At 44.2% G+C, this 20,627-nt stretch carries 20 protein-coding genes; 3 read left to right on the top strand and 17 right to left on the bottom strand.

All coding sequences use genetic code 11. The features are described from left to right. Window positions 1-3: 3 nt before the first annotated feature. From K6Y31_RS22345 to K6Y31_RS14565, 13 genes are all read right to left on the bottom strand, one after another. Entirely contained in the window at window positions 4-483 is a 480-nt protein-coding gene (locus K6Y31_RS22345) for a pilus assembly FimT family protein (RefSeq protein WP_282560186.1), read from the bottom strand. 27 nt (window positions 484-510) lie between these two features. Then, a complete protein-coding gene (locus tag K6Y31_RS14620) occupies window positions 511-1,128 on the bottom strand; it encodes a prepilin-type N-terminal cleavage/methylation domain-containing protein (RefSeq protein ID WP_233053702.1) in 618 nt (205 codons plus the stop codon). Between the two features lie 56 nt (window positions 1,129-1,184). Beyond that, on the bottom strand, window positions 1,185-1,676 hold the full coding sequence (locus K6Y31_RS14615) for a hypothetical protein (RefSeq protein WP_233053701.1): 492 nt from the start codon (window positions 1,674-1,676) through the stop codon (window positions 1,185-1,187). A gap of 75 nt (window positions 1,677-1,751) precedes the next feature. Continuing rightward, complete coding sequence (locus K6Y31_RS14610) at window positions 1,752-2,969, bottom strand: type II secretion system F family protein (protein ID WP_233053700.1); 1,218 nt, start codon at window positions 2,967-2,969, stop codon at window positions 1,752-1,754. 112 nt (window positions 2,970-3,081) lie between these two features. Then, window positions 3,082-4,812, bottom strand: coding sequence for a GspE/PulE family protein (locus K6Y31_RS14605; protein ID WP_233053699.1), 1,731 nt, complete (start codon window positions 4,810-4,812; stop codon window positions 3,082-3,084). Between the two features lie 35 nt (window positions 4,813-4,847). After that, the gene (locus tag K6Y31_RS14600; RefSeq protein ID WP_233053698.1) at window positions 4,848-6,323 is read right to left on the bottom strand and encodes a tetratricopeptide repeat protein; all 1,476 of its coding nucleotides are present in this window, start codon (window positions 6,321-6,323) and stop codon (window positions 4,848-4,850) included. 144 nt (window positions 6,324-6,467) lie between these two features. Further along, window positions 6,468-7,373: an ExeA family protein gene (locus K6Y31_RS14595; protein ID WP_233053697.1), complete on the bottom strand. Its 906-nt coding sequence runs from the start codon at window positions 7,371-7,373 to the stop codon at window positions 6,468-6,470. A 1-nt stretch (window position 7,374) separates the two neighbouring features. Next, entirely contained in the window at window positions 7,375-9,039 is a 1,665-nt protein-coding gene (mshL, locus tag K6Y31_RS14590; RefSeq protein WP_233053696.1) for a pilus (MSHA type) biogenesis protein MshL, read from the bottom strand. A gap of 31 nt (window positions 9,040-9,070) precedes the next feature. Further along, window positions 9,071-9,403, bottom strand: a complete 333-nt coding sequence (locus tag K6Y31_RS14585; RefSeq protein WP_233053695.1) for an MSHA biogenesis protein MshK — start codon at window positions 9,401-9,403, stop codon at window positions 9,071-9,073. Then, complete coding sequence (locus K6Y31_RS14580) at window positions 9,396-10,055, bottom strand: hypothetical protein (RefSeq protein ID WP_233053694.1); 660 nt, start codon at window positions 10,053-10,055, stop codon at window positions 9,396-9,398. Before K6Y31_RS14580 ends, K6Y31_RS14585 begins: the two co-directional genes overlap by 8 nt. After that, window positions 10,052-10,654, bottom strand: coding sequence for a PilN domain-containing protein (locus K6Y31_RS14575; protein ID WP_233053693.1), 603 nt, complete (start codon window positions 10,652-10,654; stop codon window positions 10,052-10,054). The genes K6Y31_RS14580 and K6Y31_RS14575 overlap by 4 nt, the downstream gene beginning before the upstream one ends. Further along, window positions 10,651-11,556, bottom strand: a complete 906-nt coding sequence (locus tag K6Y31_RS14570; protein WP_233053692.1) for a type IV pilus biogenesis protein PilM — start codon at window positions 11,554-11,556, stop codon at window positions 10,651-10,653. Before K6Y31_RS14570 ends, K6Y31_RS14575 begins: the two co-directional genes overlap by 4 nt. 222 nt (window positions 11,557-11,778) lie before the next feature. Then, a complete protein-coding gene (locus K6Y31_RS14565) occupies window positions 11,779-13,686 on the bottom strand; it encodes an EAL domain-containing protein (RefSeq protein WP_233053691.1) in 1,908 nt (635 codons plus the stop codon). A 1,009-nt stretch (window positions 13,687-14,695) separates the two neighbouring features. Between K6Y31_RS14565 and K6Y31_RS14560 the strand changes: the two genes are divergently transcribed. Then, complete coding sequence (locus K6Y31_RS14560) at window positions 14,696-14,884, top strand: hypothetical protein (RefSeq protein ID WP_233053690.1); 189 nt, start codon at window positions 14,696-14,698, stop codon at window positions 14,882-14,884. A gap of 67 nt (window positions 14,885-14,951) precedes the next feature. Further along, window positions 14,952-15,269, top strand: a complete 318-nt coding sequence (locus tag K6Y31_RS14555) for a hypothetical protein (protein ID WP_233053689.1) — start codon at window positions 14,952-14,954, stop codon at window positions 15,267-15,269. Here K6Y31_RS14555 and K6Y31_RS14550 read toward each other — a convergent pair. The 4 genes from K6Y31_RS14550 to K6Y31_RS14535 all read right to left on the bottom strand — a co-directional run bounded on the left by K6Y31_RS14550 (window position 15,266) and on the right by K6Y31_RS14535 (window position 19,852). After that, entirely contained in the window at window positions 15,266-17,341 is a 2,076-nt protein-coding gene (locus tag K6Y31_RS14550) for a S9 family peptidase (RefSeq protein ID WP_233053688.1), read from the bottom strand. The genes K6Y31_RS14555 and K6Y31_RS14550 overlap by 4 nt on opposite strands. Before the next feature lie 93 nt (window positions 17,342-17,434). Next, window positions 17,435-17,749 carry a YdbL family probable chaperone protein gene (locus K6Y31_RS14545; RefSeq protein ID WP_233053687.1) on the bottom strand — a complete coding sequence of 105 codons (315 nt, stop codon included), beginning with the start codon at window positions 17,747-17,749 and terminating at the stop codon, window positions 17,435-17,437. Between the two features lie 10 nt (window positions 17,750-17,759). Continuing rightward, entirely contained in the window at window positions 17,760-17,945 is a 186-nt protein-coding gene (locus K6Y31_RS14540; RefSeq protein ID WP_233053686.1) for a YnbE family lipoprotein, read from the bottom strand. Next, window positions 17,942-19,852 carry an intermembrane phospholipid transport protein YdbH family protein gene (locus tag K6Y31_RS14535; RefSeq protein WP_233053685.1) on the bottom strand — a complete coding sequence of 637 codons (1,911 nt, stop codon included), beginning with the start codon at window positions 19,850-19,852 and terminating at the stop codon, window positions 17,942-17,944. Before K6Y31_RS14535 ends, K6Y31_RS14540 begins: the two co-directional genes overlap by 4 nt. Before the next feature lie 170 nt (window positions 19,853-20,022). On the opposite strand from K6Y31_RS14535, the gene K6Y31_RS14530 reads away from it, so the two are divergent. Then, on the top strand, window positions 20,023-20,616 hold the full coding sequence (locus tag K6Y31_RS14530) for a hypothetical protein (RefSeq protein ID WP_233053684.1): 594 nt from the start codon (window positions 20,023-20,025) through the stop codon (window positions 20,614-20,616). The last annotated feature ends 11 nt before the right edge of the window (window positions 20,617-20,627 follow it).

The following is a 20,627-nucleotide window of genomic DNA, read 5'->3' as shown; positions in this document are numbered from 1 at the left end:
TAATTAGCAGCCAGTGCTGGTCGCAGCAATTGTTGGGCGAGCATTTGAGGCTGCTGCTTGCGTATATTTAACGCTACAGGTAGCAACAGATGCACTTGGGGTATCAACAGCATAAATTTCAATAGAGGCTGGTGAGCCAGATGCTGTACCGAAAGCCCAATCGCCAGTACTTAAATCAACAGCCTTTTTCAGCTCTGTTTCATTAGCTTTCGGATAACCATATGCAATCCCAACATCAACACCATTTATACTAACAGTAGTATCACCAACTTTTTCCTTACCAGCTATGGCAGCCTTACTATAAGTCAAGGTCGCACCGCCTTCAAAGGCCGCTTTCAAGCCATTTAATGCTGATTTTTTAGCATCCGACTGCAAATCAATAAACTTAGGTGCAGCGGTCGCTGCCAAAATACCTAATACAATAATCACAATAACTAATTCAATCAGCGTAAAACCAGACTGCTTGGTTAAGTTCTTTTTCATAGTAACCCCTTATTTCAAAATTATTTTTTAATTAATATTTGCCGCTACCTGACCCGTTGCCGGTTTGTAGGTAAAGTTTTTAAATTTTCCGGTATCCGAGCCGGGATCCGTATATAGGCCATCCGAGCCTTTATCCAAGCTATTTACTAAATAGAATAAACAGCTGGTATCCGTACCACCATTGGTTGTAGTGACATAGAATTTGTAAAAATCACCTTGCCCGCTAACATCGCTAAAGCTACTGGCGATACGTGGCGGGTTTTGTAAAATGGAGTTCCAAATCGATTCACATTTAGCAGGTGTTAGTGAAGCAGGTGTGACATCTTCATTTTGATTGGTCATCGGATAACCCGGTGAAACCGTACCTGCTGTCATCTCCGTATTGGTCGGAGTGGTTAAATACAACTTAGTGCCATCATAAATCACCACATTCTTAGCTGCCTCTTTCGAGCGACCAACAGCTTCCCACTGCGCACGCGTTAACGATACCCCCGTAGCAAAACCACCAGCAACCCCTTCAACACTGGCATTTTTCGCTTCTTCGGTTACATCTAAAAAGCGAGGCAAGGCAGTGACGGCTAAAATGCCTAACACAACAACCACAATCACTAGCTCGATAAGTGAGAACCCCGAGTGTTTAGTCATTCAAACCCCATTGCCAGAAAAATCTTAAAAGACCTAGCACAAATATAATCACAGCATTATAACGTGCTATCAATTAATCTTTGCTTAATCAAACCTGTCTTAGCCCAGTATTCAAAACCACTTTGCTCAGGCAAATAATACAAGCATCCACTATCAACGCCTTGATTATCGCCTAATACTTTTACCTGTATTGGTTCGTTATTAATCAGCATATCTGTATCTAATAACCCTTGCCATAGTAAAGCACAATTTAGGCCATTTTTGTTAGCTGTGACAGATTCCGGCCAACCATAAAGGTTTAACATGACGCTTTTATTTCGCCATTTCAGTTGCTTGGGCTTACCTTCTCGAAGCCATTGCAAGTGAATTTCACCACTGGACTGGGCAAACTGATTCGCACTCAAAGCTAAGCTGGTTTCATTGATGACAACTTGCTGCTGTTGATATAAATATAAAAAATAGCCAACCAACAACATAACAATAACTATCATCACTTCCTTAAAACCAAAACCACGTAACAACTGGTCGAGCACTTCTTTATTCTTCACTATAGCTCCTCACAACATCGCTAATCCGCCACCTTTAGAAGGATTAACACCTGTAAATAAAGCGACTAACAAAGTTTACCCGCCTTTAAATGCGCGCATCATATCCCACATAGGAGTGAAGATGCCCAAAGCCAGAACCAACACCATACCCGCAACAATAGCGATAAGAATCGGCTCAATCTTGGCAGTTAGGCTTTTTAAATCATAATCCACTTCGCGCTCATAAAACTCTGCCGCCTCTTGTAACAGCTCATCCACTTGGCCCGTTTCTTCGCCAACCGAAATCATTTGCAGCACTAACGGAGTAAACAACCCACTGGCGTTTGAGGTGCGCAGCAGACTTTCACCGCGCTCAATACCTGCCCGCATGCCCAGCACCTGCTGTTCCATATAAGCATTATCGGTTGCTTTAGCCACATAACTAAGCGCGGAGTTAAGGGGCACCCCGGCAGTTAGCATCATGGAAAAGCTGCGCGCGTAACGTGCCAATAGGGTTCGGTTAATAATGTCGCCAACAATGGGTAAACGTAGCTTATAGCGGTCCCACACTAAGCGTCCTTTAGTAGTGTTATACCAAGCTTTAATGGCAAAATAAGCCGCAATAGTCGCCACTAACATATAGTGCCAATAATTAACGAAAAATGCCGAGGTCCCCATTAATACCCGAGTGGACCAAGGCAACTCCACACCAAATTTACCAAACATGCCAGCAAAGGTCGGGATCACAAAAATATTCAAAATAACCATGGCAGCTGCCAGTGCCATCAGCACAAAACTGGGATAGCGCATTGCCGCTTTGACGCGTTTTTGCGTCTCTTGTTCCAATTCCATATATTGCGATAATTGCAAAAAAGCCTTATCTAATTGACCGGTGTTTTCGCCCACATTGACAATAGAGAGAAACAACGAGTTAAACACCTTGGGATGGGCTTGCATGGCCACCGACATCGGCCGACCATTACGCATTTGCTCAGACACATCCTGTAACGTGCGCCGCAACAGCTTACTGTGGGTAGAGTCCGCCAAACCATTAATAGCGCGAATAATTGGAATGCCAGCCTTGGTTAGCGAGTACATTTGCCGGGTAAAAATCACCATTTGATCCATCGGGATCGAACGCTCAAGCCATAAGCTTAAATCAAAGTCTGATTCTGCTTTTGCCGCCTTTATAGTCAGCGGCATCACGCCGCGACGTAATAATATATCGGCAGCCGTGGCTTCATCGCTGGCTTCAAGTCGCCCGGTGATCGGACTGCCTTGGGCATCACGTCCTTTATATTCAAATGTAGCCATGGCTATTTACCCACTCTCATCAATATATTCACAGTGCTAGTACTACCTTGGGCATCACGTCCTTTATATTCAAAAGCATTCAAAAGTGGCCATGGCTATTTACCCATTTTCATCATTCACTGTCCTGCCAGAGATCCACTTGTTCCACTAAACGCAGCACCTCATCTAACGACGTAATACCTTGAATAGCATAATCTAAAGCCGAAAAAGCCAAGGGGCGATAATGCGCACTTTGCTTAGCGGCTTGAGAAAACGCTTCCGGATCATCACGCCTTAATGCTTCCATCATCGGCTCATCTAGTTCGAGCATTTCGAACACCCCTAAACGCCCTTTGTAGCCCGTGTAGTTACAGTTCTGGCAACCTGTTCCTTGATATAACTGCACTTCTGCTAACGACTGCTGGGAAAGATTTTCTAACCAAACCCGCTCACGGGTTTCTGTGTCATGAGGCTTTTTACAGTTGAGGCACAATTTTCTAATCAATCGCTGCGCCACGATGGCGCGCAGTGAGCTTGCCACCAAATAGCCCGGCGCGCCCATATCAATTAAACGTAGCGCACTGGTAATGGCATCATTGGTATGTAAAGTAGATAACACTAAGTGACCGGTTAATGCGCCCCGCAACCCTATTTCCACCGTTTCATGGTCGCGCATCTCCCCCACCAACAGAATGTCAGGATCTTGTCGTAAGGTAGTGCGCAACACGTTGGAAAAGTCTAAACCAATCTTAGAATTAACTTGAACTTGGTTGATCCGTGGTAAACGATATTCCACTGGATCTTCGACCGTGATGATCTTTTTACCCGGCTCATTAAGCTCAGACAAAGCGCCATACAAGGTGGTCGTTTTACCGCTACCCGTTGGCCCAGTAACTAAAATCATGCCATGAGGGCGTTGTAATTGACGACGAAACCGCGGCAATAATTCAGCCGGCATCCCGGTTTCCTCTAGGGATAAGATACCTGCACTTTGGTCCAGTAAACGCATCACCACCGATTCACCAAACTGCACTGGCATGGTGGATACCCGCACATCGATGCTGTGGCCGCGAATTGACATATTAAAGCGACCATCTTGCGGTAAACGCTTTTCGGAGATATCCATGCCCGCCATCAGTTTTAGCCGCAGCACTAAGGCGCTAACAATACTCACCTCGTTTAAGACGCTTTCTTGTAGCACGCCGTCTACCCGTTGACGGATACGCAGCAGTTTTTCTTCCGGCTCTATGTGCACGTCCGATGCACCGACTTGTACCGCATCTTCAAACAAAGATTGCAGTAACTTAACCACGGTGGCTTCAGAGCCATCGCCATCTAGCCCCGACAAGCCAATATCGAGCTCAAGCTTATCTTCGCCATGCTCTTCTTGGAGTTTTTCGGCAAAGGAGGCGATTTCTTTGGTGCGGCGATATAAACGGTCAAACGATTCGATCAGTTGTGATTCAGGGGCAACTGCCAGCTTCACATCTCGGTTTGAAAGCAAGCCCATAATTGTGTCAAGGGCGCGTAAATCTGCTGGATCAGACATCGCCACCGTGACACTTTTACCATCATCATGTACCACTAAAGCACGTAAACGGCGCGCATGTACTTCAGGCAATAAGGCCACCACCTGACTATCAATTCGCAGTTGGTTTATATCAATCAGCGGAATACCCAGCTGGCGCGATAAGAACTCCAGCATGTCATCTTCACTAATAAAACCCAAGCTTTGCAGCGTCGCCCCTAACTTGCGGCCATTTTTACGTTGCTCGGCCAAGGCTTGCATTAATTGCTCTTCGGTGATGATGCCATCTTCAACCAGCAAGTCGCCTAAACGCTTTTTTAATTTGGGCTGTGCCATATCTAAAACAACTCCTTAAGTTTGGCTATGCTGAGTTACTGAAGTAACGCAATACGCGCTCGCACATAATCCATTGATGCCATCGAAAGCCCGCCAAGTAAATCCGCTTGCTGATAACTGCGCAGCGCATCCCTTTGCTGACCCAGCTTCTCTTGGCTAATGCCTAATCCCAACCACCACTTAGCCTGCTTGGGCTGAAGCTTGGCTAAGGCTAAGTAAGCAATAATCGCTTTGTCATCTTGATTAAGCTGTTGTGCTAATGCTGCTTTAGTCGCGTAAAAGTCTTGGTTTTGCCTAACATTAGGCTGTAACTGGTCTAACACTTGAAAGGCTTGGTTTCGCTGTTGATTGGCTAAATAAATTCGCGACTGCATTAACCTAAAATCGGCATTGCTAGGGTGTAGCTGAATGCCTTGCTCTAACAAGTTGATAGCCTGAGTGCGATCGCCGCGGCCATACACCACCGCAGCCAGTTCTTTACGCACCTCTAGATGACGGAGATCGATGGCGAGAGCTTTTTCTAACCGCGATTGAGCACTCGCTAAATCACCCTTACTCTTAGCCGCTTTGGCTTGCTTTTGATACAAAGCGATCAACTCAGCATCACTTAAATTAGATTGAGTTATGGTTAAAGAACTAGGCCCCATAGGGGTGGGTTTAACGGCGATTGGTTCTGCCACTTGTTCAACTGCTTGATCAATCGCGATTGGTTCTGCCACTTGCTTAGCTGTTTTTTCAATTACGTGTTCAACCACTGGGGCGACAACAGGCATCGTCTCAACAATTTCGGTGGCTGGCTTTGCTGTTGCTACGACAACTTTTGTACTATTTTGCGCGCTATCTTTCGCTATACCGACAGTGGCTTTATCGACAACGACTTCATTGCTGGTAGTGACACTTTGCTGTTGCGGATCTGTTGTTGCTTTTACTTGTGTTGATTTTATAACTGCGATATCAGCCGTTGCTGCAACGGCGGCACTGTCTGCTAGCACTGGCTCTGTCGTCATGACGGGCTGAGCGACTTGCTCAACGAGCTCGGTTTCAGGGATTGCCAACTCGGATAAAAACACCACTTGAGTATCCAGCACTTTGATTCTGGCATCACTACTTTGCACGTTTATCGGCTCAGCCAACGTCGTTCGCGTAAGACTTGGCTTTTGCTCAATGTTAACGTCTATTGGCGCTGCCTTAACTTGATTATTGTTGACAGGCAAGGTTGGTTGTAATGTATCAACTGCTGGTGCCATTGCAGTCGTTGGCAAGGTTTGTGGCGTTGTTTCCACTTCGTCTATTGCCGCTACCTTAACAGGGAGAGTCTCTTTAGGTGCGTCAAACCACGCATAAATCGATAACAAGGTCAGGCCTGCAATCACTAAGATAACCAGACCTTTGATAATACGCTCAGTATTGAGCCAAGGGCCTGTGGTTAATACCGGGCTCACTTTATCAGTGCCATCCGCTGTTTGCTGACGCTTAGCCAAGTCGCGATTCATTTGATTAATTACACTCATAACGAGTACCAAAGCGGAAACCAAAGCTTAACGTTAAGCTCAAACCAAGCAACCATTTGATTAATTACACTCATAACGAGTACCAAAGCTGAAACCAAAGCTTAACGTTAAGCCCAAACCAAACAATCATTTGATTTATCAAACTCATGCCGCGCCTCTCAGCCAAGCAAAGACCACATAACATTCAAAAATAACCAAAGGCACTAACAGATATAGCCACTTAGGCCACAGCGGATATCGCCTGACATTTTCGGTATCCTCGATGGCACTTTGCACACTGGTATTAGGGATAAAATGCTCACCTTTGCCATAACTCACAATCAACGCTTTATGGCATAAGATATTAAGCAACCGTGGAATACCACGACTAGCTTGCCAAATTAGCTTCACCGTGTTGGCATTAAACAAGGGCTCGCCTTGATAACCCGATACTTTTAACCGATGTTGAATATACAACTTAGTTTCAGCTAAGGTTAACGGGCGCAAAGCGTAGCTAAACACCACGCGCTGTTGCAGTTGACGTAGCTTGCTTTGCTTTAATCGCTGATCTAATTCTGGCTGACCAAACAACACCACTTGGATCAGTTTGTTTTTTTCTGTTTCTATATTGGTAAAAAGGCGAATGGCTTCTAAGGTTTCATCGGGTAATGCTTGGGCTTCATCAATGAACAACACCAGCTTTTTGCCGTGTTGATGTAACAAGGCTAAACGTCGCTCAATAGCTTGGGTTAAGTTAGCCTGATTCGCTTCATTACCCATTTTAAGCTTTAAGCAAGTCGCAATGGCTTGCCGTATTTCATAAGCACTCAGGTAGGGATTAGGTAGAAATAAGCCGGTGTAGTGAGACGCTAATTGATTCATCACCTTACGACAGAGTAAGGTTTTACCGGTACCGACTTCGCCTACCACTTTGATGATCCCCTCGCCGCCATCCAGCGCAGCATTAAGCACCTCGAGCGCTTCAGCATGAGGCGTTAACTCATAAAAGTAATGGGTGTCTGGCGTCAAAGTAAAGGGTAATGACGTCAATCCAAAATGCTCTAAATACATATTATTCCGCTGGATACCATTTCTCTAACAAGGTAGAAGAGCGCTCTAATTCTTGCTGCCATGTTCCGTCAACCACCACCGTCGGCTTAAGTAGAATCACCAGCTCGGTTTTAAAGGTTTGTTTACTGCGATTAGTAAACAGTTCACCAAACCAAGGGATATCGCCTAGCAATGGTGTTTTAGATATTAAATCTTTGGTTAGGGTTTTCATTAACCCGCCAATCACAATCACATCATTAGATTGTGCTTTTACTATGGTGTCAGACTCACGCACCTCACTTTTCGCCACAGGGATAATTAAGTCATCATCAGAGCCAATTGCAGCACTACTCGATGAAGACCGAAAACTGATTTTCTTTTGCTGCTCTTCAATATCAATTATCGATGGGTGTACGTGTAGCAATACCCCGCCTTGGCCATCTATTTGCGGTGTCACGTCTAACGATATGCCGGAGAAAAAAGGAGTAAGCTCAACATTGGGTGTTGAGGTTGTAGCATTACCCGTAACGGTCGTAGTGGAAATATTCGTGACAAAGTATTCATCATTACCAACCTTGATAACCGCCTTTTGATTATTCGTTGCGGTGATCCTGGGTTTTGAAAGGACATTAACATCCCCTTGGGTTTCCAATAATGATATAACCGCACTAAAGTCGCCATTAGTGATCGTTAGCGCCCCGCCGCCGCCAATGGTATTGCGAATCACATTATCGGCAATCTTGTGGATGCTACTAAAAGCATAATCACTGGTTCTGACATCATTAGCGGTATTCCAAGTAATGCCTTGTTGAAAATTATCATCAAGTACTACTTCGATAATCTGTGTTTCTAGAATCACTTGGCGCTGTAGCCGCTGTTCAGCTTGCTTTAAAAAGTCACCGACCATTTTTAACTCATCGGGATAAGCTCGCACTGTCACCAAGCCCGCCATGGGGTTGATAACCACTTTACGACCGGCATCGCTGCCCACTAATCCAACTAAGGCATTTTCAAGGGATTGCCAATAAGCAGTCTTAGTGCGCGTAGTAATCTGAGTGCCGTTAGTATTGCCACCATTTGAGTCGTTCGCGCTGGCACCGGTGTCTCCATTGGTATTACTGCCTGAGTCAGTGCTGTTGCCATTGCTACTATTTTGATCGGCAAGATGTCCGGTGGCGACCGTGGTTTTAGTTGCACCATCACGATCCATTAACAAGTAATTCATCGGAAAAGTTTCCACTCGCATGCCTGAAGGATAAATATGATAGATGCGGCCTTTACGTTGAATATCATAACCATACATATCCTTAGCGACGGAAAGCACTTCATCTAAGGTGACGTCTTTTAAGTTCAGGGTAATATAACCGTCAACACCGGGATGGATCGCCATACTGAAAGGGGTATCTTGCACCAAGGAGCCAAAAAATTGATTCGCTTCAACATTATTGGCCGACACTTGAAAGCGTTTCTCATACACCCGTTGCTGACTTGCCGTTAGATCTGTTTCTGGCAAAAGTTCATTTAATACCGTATCCGGTACCGTAATGGGTGCGGCCACCACTGGCTGCTGCTGATTATTATCAATGGATTGGTTTAAAGCCTCTTTCTGCTCTTTTGCATCTAAGGTTTCCGTTGTCTTGCAACCCGCTAAGGCTAAGATAAATATCATTAAAGCGGCATTTTTCATTATTTATATCCCTGAAATAGCACTTATCTTGCTACTTTAAAAAATCAGCGTTAAACATTGATAACTTGGTCGTTTTGCCATTACGCAGCAATAACACATAATTAGCTTGAATGCTGGCAACCCGATAACCTGCCACCACTTCGCCAACGAGATAAGTTTGGTTGTTAATCACCGCAGACCTAAATTTTTCTTGTAATAAGATACTTTGCAGCTGAGGCAGCTCCTGCTCCACTTGCACCGATGTTGGCGGCTGAGTGTGAGTTTGTTTTGGCGCAGTTGGGTCAACGAGATTATCGGCGGACACCGCCCAAGATAATAAGAAGCACAAACCAGCCAATAAAAAGAAATAACAACCTTTAACCACGTATAAAATCCTTATTGGTACTTAAGGTATAAATTTTCAGTATCACTTGCGCATTAGGATGCTGTTCAACCTGATAATGTAATGATTGCCAATAAAATTTATCCGGCAATTGCTCCAGCGCCGTGAGGAAATCTTTAATCGCAAAAAAGCCACCATCAAAGGTTAAAGTTAAGCCATGGCGAAACAAATTGATTTCTTGGCTAAACTCACCATCCGTTGGCAATAAGGGCACTGGAGCAACGGATTCCGCTTTTACTAAAGTTAACTTTTGACTACTACTTAATAGTTGCTCTAACAGTTGTGCCATTTTTTGCGCGGAAATAAGGTCTAATGTGCCGGCAGTCAACTGTTTGTCCAGCTCGGCCACGGCCTGTTTTAGTATCTGAAGCTCTTTTTTTGCCGGCCCATCTGGATCACGCGCTAGCAAGATATTGGCGACCTCAACTTCACCACGAACTAGACCGATTTGTTGTTGATTTTGCTGATGTAACTTTTCATTAGAAGAGCTGGATTGATAGATAGGATCCAACCAATAGGTGTAGCAAGGAAAGACTAAGATAACGATACCCGCGATAAAAATCATTAGCCGCTCACGCATCGACAAACCAAGGACTTTATCTTTAAGTTGCGCCCATTGCGTGCCAAAGCTCATGGTGATACCTCAGGTTTTTTCGCCGCAGCAACCAGCTCAAAAATCATTTCTTGTTGTTCATTGCGAACCACCTTCAATAAAGCAAACTCTTGCCCCGCTAAGGTTTGCGTGCCTTTAAAGCTCCCCACCCAGCGTGGTACGGCACTATTACTATAGGTAATACCGCCTAAGCTAATTTGCCCGTCCTCTACCTTAATGTCGGTGACACGAATATCTTGGTCATTAACCTTTGCTAAATCGGTCAGTACGCCGGCAAAACCTGCATTTTTAAAGGTTTCATTTCTTCCCACCGCCGCCAATAACTTTTGCTTCACACTCAGCTCGGCTTGCTGTTGTTGTAATAGCTTTTGCAGTTTAGGTGATGACTTATGCCGCGCTAACTGAGCTTGTAAGGCACTTAACTGGGACTGCTGCTGGGCCAGTTCGGCTGAGCTTTGCCGCGCCAGCATTTGCATCTCTTGCTGGCGATGGTTTAGCCACATAGAAGTTAATAAAATGGCTAGCAAAATGAGCGCCCATACTGAGACCATCTGCGGCAAAGATAGCCACACTCGTTGCGGCACAAACTCTTGTGTATAAAGGTTAATCCGAGTCTTCATTCAGCCACCTCATCAGCAACTAAATTTATCTGCCCGATAAAGGGAATAGCCGCCATCGCAGGTAAAGCATCCCCTTGCTCTGGCGTATCGGGCATGGGTATAGCGATCACTTTTCGGCCTAAGGTTTCACCAATTTGCTCGGCAATCTCATTAGCATAAGGGCTAGGCAGCGATAATTTGATGCGATTTACATCGGCAATTTTTAATTGTGCTACCACATAATCCAACGAGCGCTGCAACTCAAGACCTAAGCCTTCCAATAAAAAGGTATCCATTTGTTGCGCTTGTTGACATAGCGACTGAAAGCCACGTAAATGCCGAGAAAAATATAACGCATTATCCCGTACCACAGAAATGCGCACATCGTCGGCACTGTGTTGATAGATCAACATTTGTGTTTCTGCTTGCGCGGTTAACAGGTTTGCCAACGCTAACTCTTCAATGCCAATATGCTCTAAGGTCAGCCCTGCCTCAGCGACGCTTTTTACCACACGTTTGATCACCGATTTTTGGCTATAAATCACGTTTAAGCGCTCAGCCATCATAGGCACAGCAGGCACTTGATAATAATCCAGCACTAATTCATGAAGCGGCTCTGAGACCAACTCTTTAATGGCGAAGGGTAATGACTGGGTCAGTTCATCATCGGCGACATTAGGACGCTCTATTTGCAGTTGTTGATAAAAATGCTGCGACAGCACCCCATAAACTCGGCCTTTTTTAAGTTGATTTTTCGAGACTATTTCTGCCAAGGCCTGAGGCCAGAGTTCAGAAGAGGTGATTGGCTTAGTATGAAGCTGTTGCAGGCCAGATTTATTCATCACTACCACGGCAATCATATCGGGACGAAAATAGACCCCGATCGAATGACTTGCTTTAGTTTGCCACAGCTTTGTAAACATTTATAACTAACTACCTGTAATAAAAGGTTATCTATATGCTAGATGAAAGCCCTATGAATGAAATTAAAAAGTCATTGGCGCACTTAAAAAATGTGATACTAATTCCATTCAGGCTAGGGATCATTATCTGTTACTACAAAACGCCACCATTAACGATTAAACTTTGCCTTATTTATCAGGTGAAAACCATGAGTCTAGCCAGACACCACGATAATAGCGCTGTTAAATCACCTGCTTAGGTGGTGCAAAATAGTATCCTTGCCCAGCATTAACGCCAATACGCTTTAAAAAGTCCCATTCCGCGGCGTTTTCAACACCGACAGCGATCACTTCAACTTGGCTATCAGCACAGCCACCAATGAGGCTTCTAATGGCAACTTGATTCATCGGACGAATATGAATATCTCGCACTAAACTTGGATGTAACTTAAGAATATCGATGTCGCAATCCTTAATATATTGCATGCTAATCACATCCTGTCCGGCATGATCCACCGCCAACTGACAGCCTAACCCTTTTAACGCACGCAAAGGCGGCATTAAGCGCGCTTGATGCTTGGCAATATCTTCTTCGGGTAACTCTATGATCAATTTATTTAACAACTGCTTTGGCAATTGCATTAACTCATAACGTAGCCACTGCCGAAAATTCGTCTCAGTAACGGTATTGGCACACAGATTTAAGCTTAAAGGCGAGCTAAGCTCGCCGCGCTGACGCAACAAACCTAAGGTTTTCTCTGTCATTGCCCGGTCTATCTCAATGGTCATACCAACTTTGGCTGCCATCGGTAGAAATTCACCCGCATTAACAATTTTGCCTTTTTCATCACGCAGCCGCGCCATCACTTCATGGCCTGACTCTCGACCATCTACCGCACTGTAGATAGGCTGTAAAAACAATAGCATACTACGATTGTCTAAGGTATTGCGCAAAATAGAGCGCCAGCGGATACTGCCTTTAGCCATATCGGGAGCAGCTTGTGATGGCTCAAACATATACCAACCACTGGCACCTTCTAGGCGCGCAGCACGAACAGCTTTATCAACGTCGTCCATCACGAGGGCGGATTTATTACCAATAAAATAATTACTCACCCCAACATAATAAAAATCATTTGCTGCAATAATACTAGGCAAATGAACTTTATTAAGCATTTTACAAAGCTGATTGGCAATATCTTGTGTTTCTTTTAGGGATACTTGAGGAAACAATAAAGCAAATTGCGCCCCCGCATAACGGGCATAAAAAGCGCCATTAAAGCGTAAGCCAAACGTTTTTATCACGCCTGCCACTTCAATTAATATATCGTCACCTTGCAGCGCACCAATAGCATGATTAACCTCGCCTAAGCCCGCTAATTCAACTAACATCACCGCCCCTGCCGCTGAACTATCATCGCGCAATGCAGCATCGAGCCGATTTTCAAATGCTAAACGATTGGCCAGCCCTGTTTTATCATCCACAAAAGCATTGGCACGAATATAAGTATCAAAGCGACTGCGCTCTTGCTTAGCATCATTTAATTGCACTAATAAGTTATCAATCACTTTGGCAGCACTACTTGGCCACTCTTCTAAATCTCGATGAGCATTTTTTTTCACTTGCCCTAACGCGATTAAGCGTGCTCTTTTTTCTAGCTTTTCTGCACCAGAAAACTGCTGTTTGAGCCAACGAATACACACGATAATACCGATGAATACGGTAAAAAATGCAATTAACAACCCTAAGTAAGACTTGTAACCATAATCTAGTAAACGAAACGGCTGCTGCACCCAAATAGCAACATAGAAACGAGGGTGTGCCTGCAGGTAATATTTATAGAACACGAATTCATCTTCAGAAACGTCGCTCACACTTTTAAATCGATAGACAATGCCATCATCATTAGCGACTTCCACCTTGGCAATGCCATGAGCGCGAAGCAGATTGGGTAGCCAAGAGGCAAATTCTGGGCTGCCTTGGCGAGACGCCAACTGCTTGTCGATGACTTCAATGACCGCGCCAATTTGAATTTCTTGCTGCTTATACACCATTTGACGAAAGGTAAAAGCACCGCCCACAACAACGCTCGCAGCTGAAGCGATAATGCATAGACAAATAAAGATGATATAGCGGTTGGTAAACTTCATACATCCCTGAATATCGCGCCAACTCAAAGCGCTTTAAATAGCTAAAAATCCCAAAGCTAATGTAACACGCAGGCGAGTGCGAACTATTCAGTTTTATATAAAAATGCGACACCGTGAGTCATTTCATTTAAGCGCAACTTAGTGACGCGACAAGATAACGCTTGGTAGGATATAAAGGGTTCAGCAGACAAAGAAAAAGGGCGATGCTGTCACATCGCCCTTTGTCTAATGGGTCACAGCGCATCATCCGTGATAACTCCTGCTCCATGCCATTCCTTGACCCTTACCCTTATCCCTAAGGCAACTGGTGTTAATCATTCCGAGACTCCAATCGAAAGTAGTTTCCCACCTCGAGAACTGCATCAGCTATTCGCATTAGCCATTCACATTACTTTAAACCCGAAATATCATGATAACGACTTAACTATACACTGGAACAAAAATCAAAAAAATATAACCCATGCAATTAAGCCATGCCTGCTAACTTACATCTCGCTTACAATTGTAAACGATCCCACCAATAGCAGACTGCCCGCTGTTAAAGTGTGTAAAGAATCAATAAAAAAAGCACTTGGACTACATAATAAATAGCCAATATCTCACAACCAAACAAGATAAAAGCCAGTGCTATACCGTTCAATTCATGAATAATTCGGTTAACTATTGACGTCCATTGTGACCTTTGACGATTATATTCCTAGGTTCAACTTCCGTTAATCGTGCATAAATCAACCGCAAAAGATCCGCTAGTTTAGTTTGGATTACAACAACCCATTTTTATCTTTACCTCAGCCCGCTGAGGCCTGTTATAGCTGAATAACGTATATTTTTACGGCAAAATTTCGTTTTCAGGGGTGAAAATGCAGATCGTATAGGTATATATTCACCGAGATTTTTCGGGAAAAACACTATTTCGCTTATCCATCGTTCAGATTATTTAACGTCATAAAGCTGTCATCTGTGGTGCGCATACTTACCATGCCTAGAGAAATTTATAGCAGGGGAAGCTATGAGATATGAGCAGAGTTCAAAATCATTAGAAGGCCAAAGACCGCCATTAAACGCGATGCTAACAGGCCAATGCCACGCCAATATTATTTCTAATATCGAGCCCGATGAGCAAGCAGTCAACTACTTTGATATTCATGCTCATCAATTGCTCGAGCCGGTGGAAGTGCTCATCTACTCAGACCACTAAGGGCACTTTCATCTTAAGTAAAAAATCGCTACCCTGACACACTTGAATTATCAAGTTAAGGGTTAGCATGAGCTTTATCGTGTTAGATGTTGCAGTGTTAGAATTTAAACTGAGCAATCAAGCCTTGCGCCAACAATTGCTACAAGACTATTTATGCCATGCTGCGGCTGATTTAGAAGCCCTTGCTGGTGCTTATCGCAGCCAAAACATCACTGCAATAAAACAGCAGTTAATGATCCTGCAAGGCACGGCCAGTCTCGTTTGCGCGAAACCATTAGAGCGCGCCTTAAGCGCGTTTAAACAGCAACAAAACGAGCAAACTTGGTCCGATATTGAGTCATTACAATTGCGACTCAATGAAGAAATAAACGCCTATTTAGCCTAGGGCTGTTGCGCAGCCAACCAAATCAAAAAAGCGTATTCCTTGGCGGTATCATGATATTGCTTAAAACGACCCGACTTCCCGCCATGTCCTGCATCTAAATCGGTATGCAGCAGTAACAAGTTATCACCTTGCTTATACTCTCTAAGCTTAGCCACCCACTTAGCCGGCTCCCAATATTGAACTTGTGAATCATGTAAGCCAGTCATAACCAATAAATGCGGATAAATTTGGGCTTTTACCTGATCATATGGGCTATAAGATTTAATACGCTGATAATCCTGATGCAGATTTGGATTGCCCCACTCATCGTACTCACCCGTCGTTAAAGGTAGCGACTCATCGAGCATCGTTGTCAGCACATCAACAAACGGTACTTGCGCAACCACACCATGATAAAGCGTAGGCGCTAAGTTCATAATCCCGCCCATCAATAAGCCGCCAGCACTTCCCCCCATAGCATAAACTCGATTTGACTCACCGAAACCTTGTTCAATTAACGCCTCTGTGACATCAATAAAGTCATAAAAACTGTTGTGCTTATTGTCTAGTTTACCTGACTCATACCAATGTCGGCCAAGTTCCTCGCCGCCGCGAACATGGGCAATAGCATAAACAAATCCCCGATCGAGTAGCGACAGTAGATCGCCATTAAACATCGCATCTTCTGATAAGCCATAAGCCCCGTAGCCATATACTAATAACGGATTGTTACCATGGCGCTTAAATAAGTTACGTTTATAAACAAGGGAAACGGGCACTTTTACGCCATCTCGTGAGTCCACCCAAACACGCTCACTTTGGTAGTCCTCTGCGTTAAAGCCGCCCATCACTTGCTGCTGTTTCAAGGTTTTTTGCTGACCGCTGACCAAGTCAATCTCTAGGGTACTTGCTGGCGTGGTTAAGCTGGAATAGCAGAACCTAAGTTGAGTGCTATTGGACTCGGGATTCATCCCTAGCCAAGCGGTATAGGTAGGGTCATTAAATTCAATACACTGGTATTGCTGGTGCTGCCAGTGGCGATAGCGTAGCCTCACCAAACCATTGCAACGCTCTTCAACCACTAGAAAATCATTAAATAGCTCATAATCTTGCAATAACACATCGGCATGATGCCCAACAATAACGGGCCACTGATCAAAAGGTAATGGCACTAAATGGTCGAGTTGCTCAGGAGTGGCTATTAACGCAAAATTATTGCCCAGCGCATTCGTTTTAACAAAAAATTGTCCGGCAAAGTGATCTAACTCATATTCGATATTTTTCTGGCGCGCGCTAAATAATAGCGGCTGGGCATTGCCGTCATTAGCATCCAAATAGAGGGCTTCACTGGTCGTACTAGCATACACACCAATGACAATCATCTTTTCCGAACGCGTTTTATGCAAGCCAATATAAAAGCTATCGTCAGCTTCTTCATAAACCAGTTGATCTTGAGAACTTGGCTCGCCTAGCTGGTGACGGTACACCTGATAGGGAACCAAGGTAGCCGGGTGCTTTTTTACATAATAAAAATAGCGGCTATCATTTCCCCAAACCACTTCGCCAGACGTACCGTCAACACTATCATCGGCAACCCTACCTGTGCCTAAGTCCTTCACCTTAATCTGATACAAACGGCGACCTAAGGTATCTTCAGAAAACGCCAACAATTGTTGATTGGGACTGACCCTTGCCTCCGCCAAATCATAATATTCAAAACCTTTGGCTTGTTCATTTAAGTCGAGTAAGCACTCTTCTGGCGCACTTAAGTGTTGTTTATTACGCACTAACAACGGGAACTCGCAGTCAGGCTCAAACCGCTGCTGGTACCAATAGCCATGCTTAAAATAAGGCACACTTTGATCACTAGGGTTTAACCTCGCGGTCATTTCTTGGTAAAGGGTTTGCTGCAACGCGGCTGTCGGAGCAAGTTGATGTTCGCAATACTGATTTTCAGCGGTGAGGTACGCCAGTACTTCAGGGTCACTGCGCTGCTCGTCACGTAGCCAATAAAAATCATCCTGACGCACATCTTGATGATGCTTAATAGAAAATGGCTTTTTCGTCGCTTTAGGTGGCTGCACAGTTCTCATCCTTCATTAGGTATGGTTCAAAAAATAAAAAACCGACTAGGTTACCCTAGTCGGTTTTATGACTGCAAAATGGCTAAACCGCAAAAGAAATGTTTATTTTTTAACCCATTGTCCAGAGCCATTTAAAATATACTGGCCTGATGGCGTCTTTTGTAGCGCTTTTTCACCCGCCAATATCGCTACTTGGTCCGTAGTCATACCATTTTTAGCCGCGATTTTTTTATAAGCATCAACGCGCTGGGCGTTAATACTAGTAACTATCTTATTCACTTCTGGAGATGCTTGCACAGCACCAATCATGCCATCAGGGCGCTCACCGATTAGACCTTGATCTTTAGCTTCTTGTAAATCTAACGCCATCACATTAAAGCTTAGCGCGGTAAACAAAAGTAGTATCCACTTTTTCATCATTAACTCCTTAGAACAGTCCGCTATCATCACTGAAGATTTGTTCTAGATCTTTGTCCACCTTGACTCGGATTTCATGATCTATTTTAACATTCAAATTCACCGTGATCGGCTTATCTGGTACCGCGACTTCTACTCGAGGAGTACACGCAAGCAAAACCACACTGAAACACAAGGGTGCCAGTATCCTTATCATAAATATTTATCCTCAATTTTTCTTTCCAATTCATTGGAAAAACGCAAACTGCGCAACAATTGTATCAGGTTTTCTTGGTGCGAATAATTAAACTCAATTGGCCGCGTTTTACTCACCTGTGGACTAAGCCCTTTAATCAACACTTCAATACCCATTTCGCCATTGGGTTGATAATTAAGCTTACCCGCTAAATCAGAATAACGTAAATCCTGTAAAACCTTAAATATAAACTCCACCCCGATATTGGTGGTCGCGAGATTTTGCACTACATCCGAATCAGGTATGGTTATTTGCCCGCCTGGTGCGCGGGCAAAAATTTCACCGTTATAAATATGAAAACCATCCGCTTCTTTTTGCAACGGAATATTCGCATCTATCAACCCTGTTGCACTGGCGCCGGGTAATTGCCCGTAAGCCAATAATCCTGATAGCTGCACCCCTTTTACCTTCACATCGGTGCGGCCCAAGGCGAGCGGCTTAAAACGTTGCACGCTTAACTCGCCACCAAGTACAAATGCATGTAAATCTCGTATCTCCGGCTGATTGATATCCGCTTTAAAATCTAAGTTGATCGCACTGAGCGGGACACCAATATCCAGTAAATCAATACTCAAGTGGTTATTATCTTTGACCGATAAAAACTGATTTCGTTCAATTTTATAGCCTTGCTCTACGCTGAGAGAGGCGTTTTGCAACACATAATCTTGCACTAAACCTGATACATTTGATGCAGTTAAGGACAGAGCTAACTGACCACCCTGCTGGCCAAGGTGGTAATCTCCTGCTCCTTCAAGCTCTATCGTGCCCGATGTAAGCTGCGTTTTATCTAAATATTTTAATCCTTGGCCAGCCTTATTGGCCTCAACTAAGGTCAATTGACTCGGTAGGATTTGCCACTTTAGGCGCTGATTAGCCAAAGTTACTTGCGCGCTGATGATTTGCTGCAAAGTTGAAAAATCAAACTTAGCCTGTAAGTGATTAGTCAACGGAATGTAACGGAGCTCACTGGCTAACCTAAAATCCGGTAATTTTTGCTTGCGCCAGCGTGCTTTTTTGACCGCTATTTCAAAGGCTAAATCGGCCATTTTAAGAGACAGGTTAGCCGGCTTAGTTAATACCCACTCGACATCACTGGCGCTAAAATCATCTTGTTTGATGGCCGCTTTAACACTTAGCGCGGCAATGGTTAACTGCTGGCGAGCGAGATCTAATTGACCTTTAGCGGTCACTAAACCTTTTGAAAGTTGCGGAGTAACGGCAAGAGAAGAAGTAAACTCAATTGAAAACTGCGTTAAATTATCCAGTTTACCGTTTAAAGTGAGTTTAGGTGCGAGTGCAATATTAGCGGGAAGATTAACCACAGGCGATTGCAGCCAAGCGGGTGAAATCAGTCCATTAATAACAAACTCTTGGTTACGCTTGTTGATATTTAGCGCGATCTGCTCTTGTTTATTTAGCAGCTTAACACTGACTCCCGCCTCCGTTACTTGCCCGGTAACTTGCCAAGGAGCGGCCAACGGCTTACCGCCTTGATATAGCGCGAAGGATTTTATATCAACCTTGAGTAAAGGTAACCGCGCTACCCACTCAGCCAAATTCAACTGCGCGAGGGTGTGATTGAGCGCAACTAGCGTCTGCTCAGGTGTTTGCTTATTACTGACGCTAGGCTGGCCAGGACAATCAAGGTCCCAACTCAGTAACTCGACTTTTAATGTTGCCAATCCTGCATCATTACGTTCAAGCTCAACCCCTTGTAATGTATTTTTTGGACAATTTTTATCTAGGCTCACCCGCGCTAACTGAACGCTAGAATAGGATAACCAATTCAGATCTATCCCCCAACCAAGAGATGGCAGCATAACCCAAGTACAGCATGTCAGCAGCAGTGACTTAATTACTCTATTCATTATCTCAAGCAGCATGATAGGGGAAATAAACTAGATCAAAGCACATTGTTTCAATGAATATCAAATAAATAAAAAATCCTTGGCCTTAGTAGCAATATTAACGCTGACAAAAAACTAATTATTTTGTAAAATCGCCGGCCTTAAGCAGCAAGCACGATGGAATTAACAATATGCCTAAAACACTGCCAATTAAAGCTGCGGTCAAAAAGCTCGATAACTCAGATTTAATTAAAACCGGTTTTTGGGTAGGCCAAGTGTTTATGCTAATAGCCACCATGCTAGGGGTTTATTTAGCCTCGCAAGAGGGGATGTCGCAGGCCATGACCTTTAATGACATTAACACTTTGCAAGACAACTATCATTTGCGCCGCTCCCTCAGAGATGAATTTAGCGACAACATAAATAAGCTAGATGAAACCATTGCCTTTCTACGCCAAGGGCACACTTATTTTGCCGAAAAAGATCAACCCAAATTTGATACGTACGTATGGCAAGCGATGCGCTTTTCACCTCGTACCATGGAAACACCCGCACCAATCCTAACAGGCGTTAGGCGCTTCCACAGCGAAGTAGATGACCTGCTGATGCGTTTAGACAAAAAATACCTCGGCCGCTCCTTGATAACAGAGCGACTCGAAGCCGTGTCCAAACAAGCAAGAGAAGAAACACTCACTTACCTAGAAGCAGACTTAATAAATATCAAACAAGTGCTACTGAGCTACGACGTTGATGTTGATCAAGTGCTCTCTTACCAAGCTAAATAACAAGGTTCACT

Origin of the sequence: Motilimonas cestriensis (assembly GCF_021295315.1) — a bacterium.
GTDB classification, from domain to species: Bacteria; Pseudomonadota; Gammaproteobacteria; order Enterobacterales; family CBDFNC01; genus Motilimonas; species Motilimonas cestriensis.
This window is presented reverse-complemented; position numbering and strand designations above follow the sequence as displayed.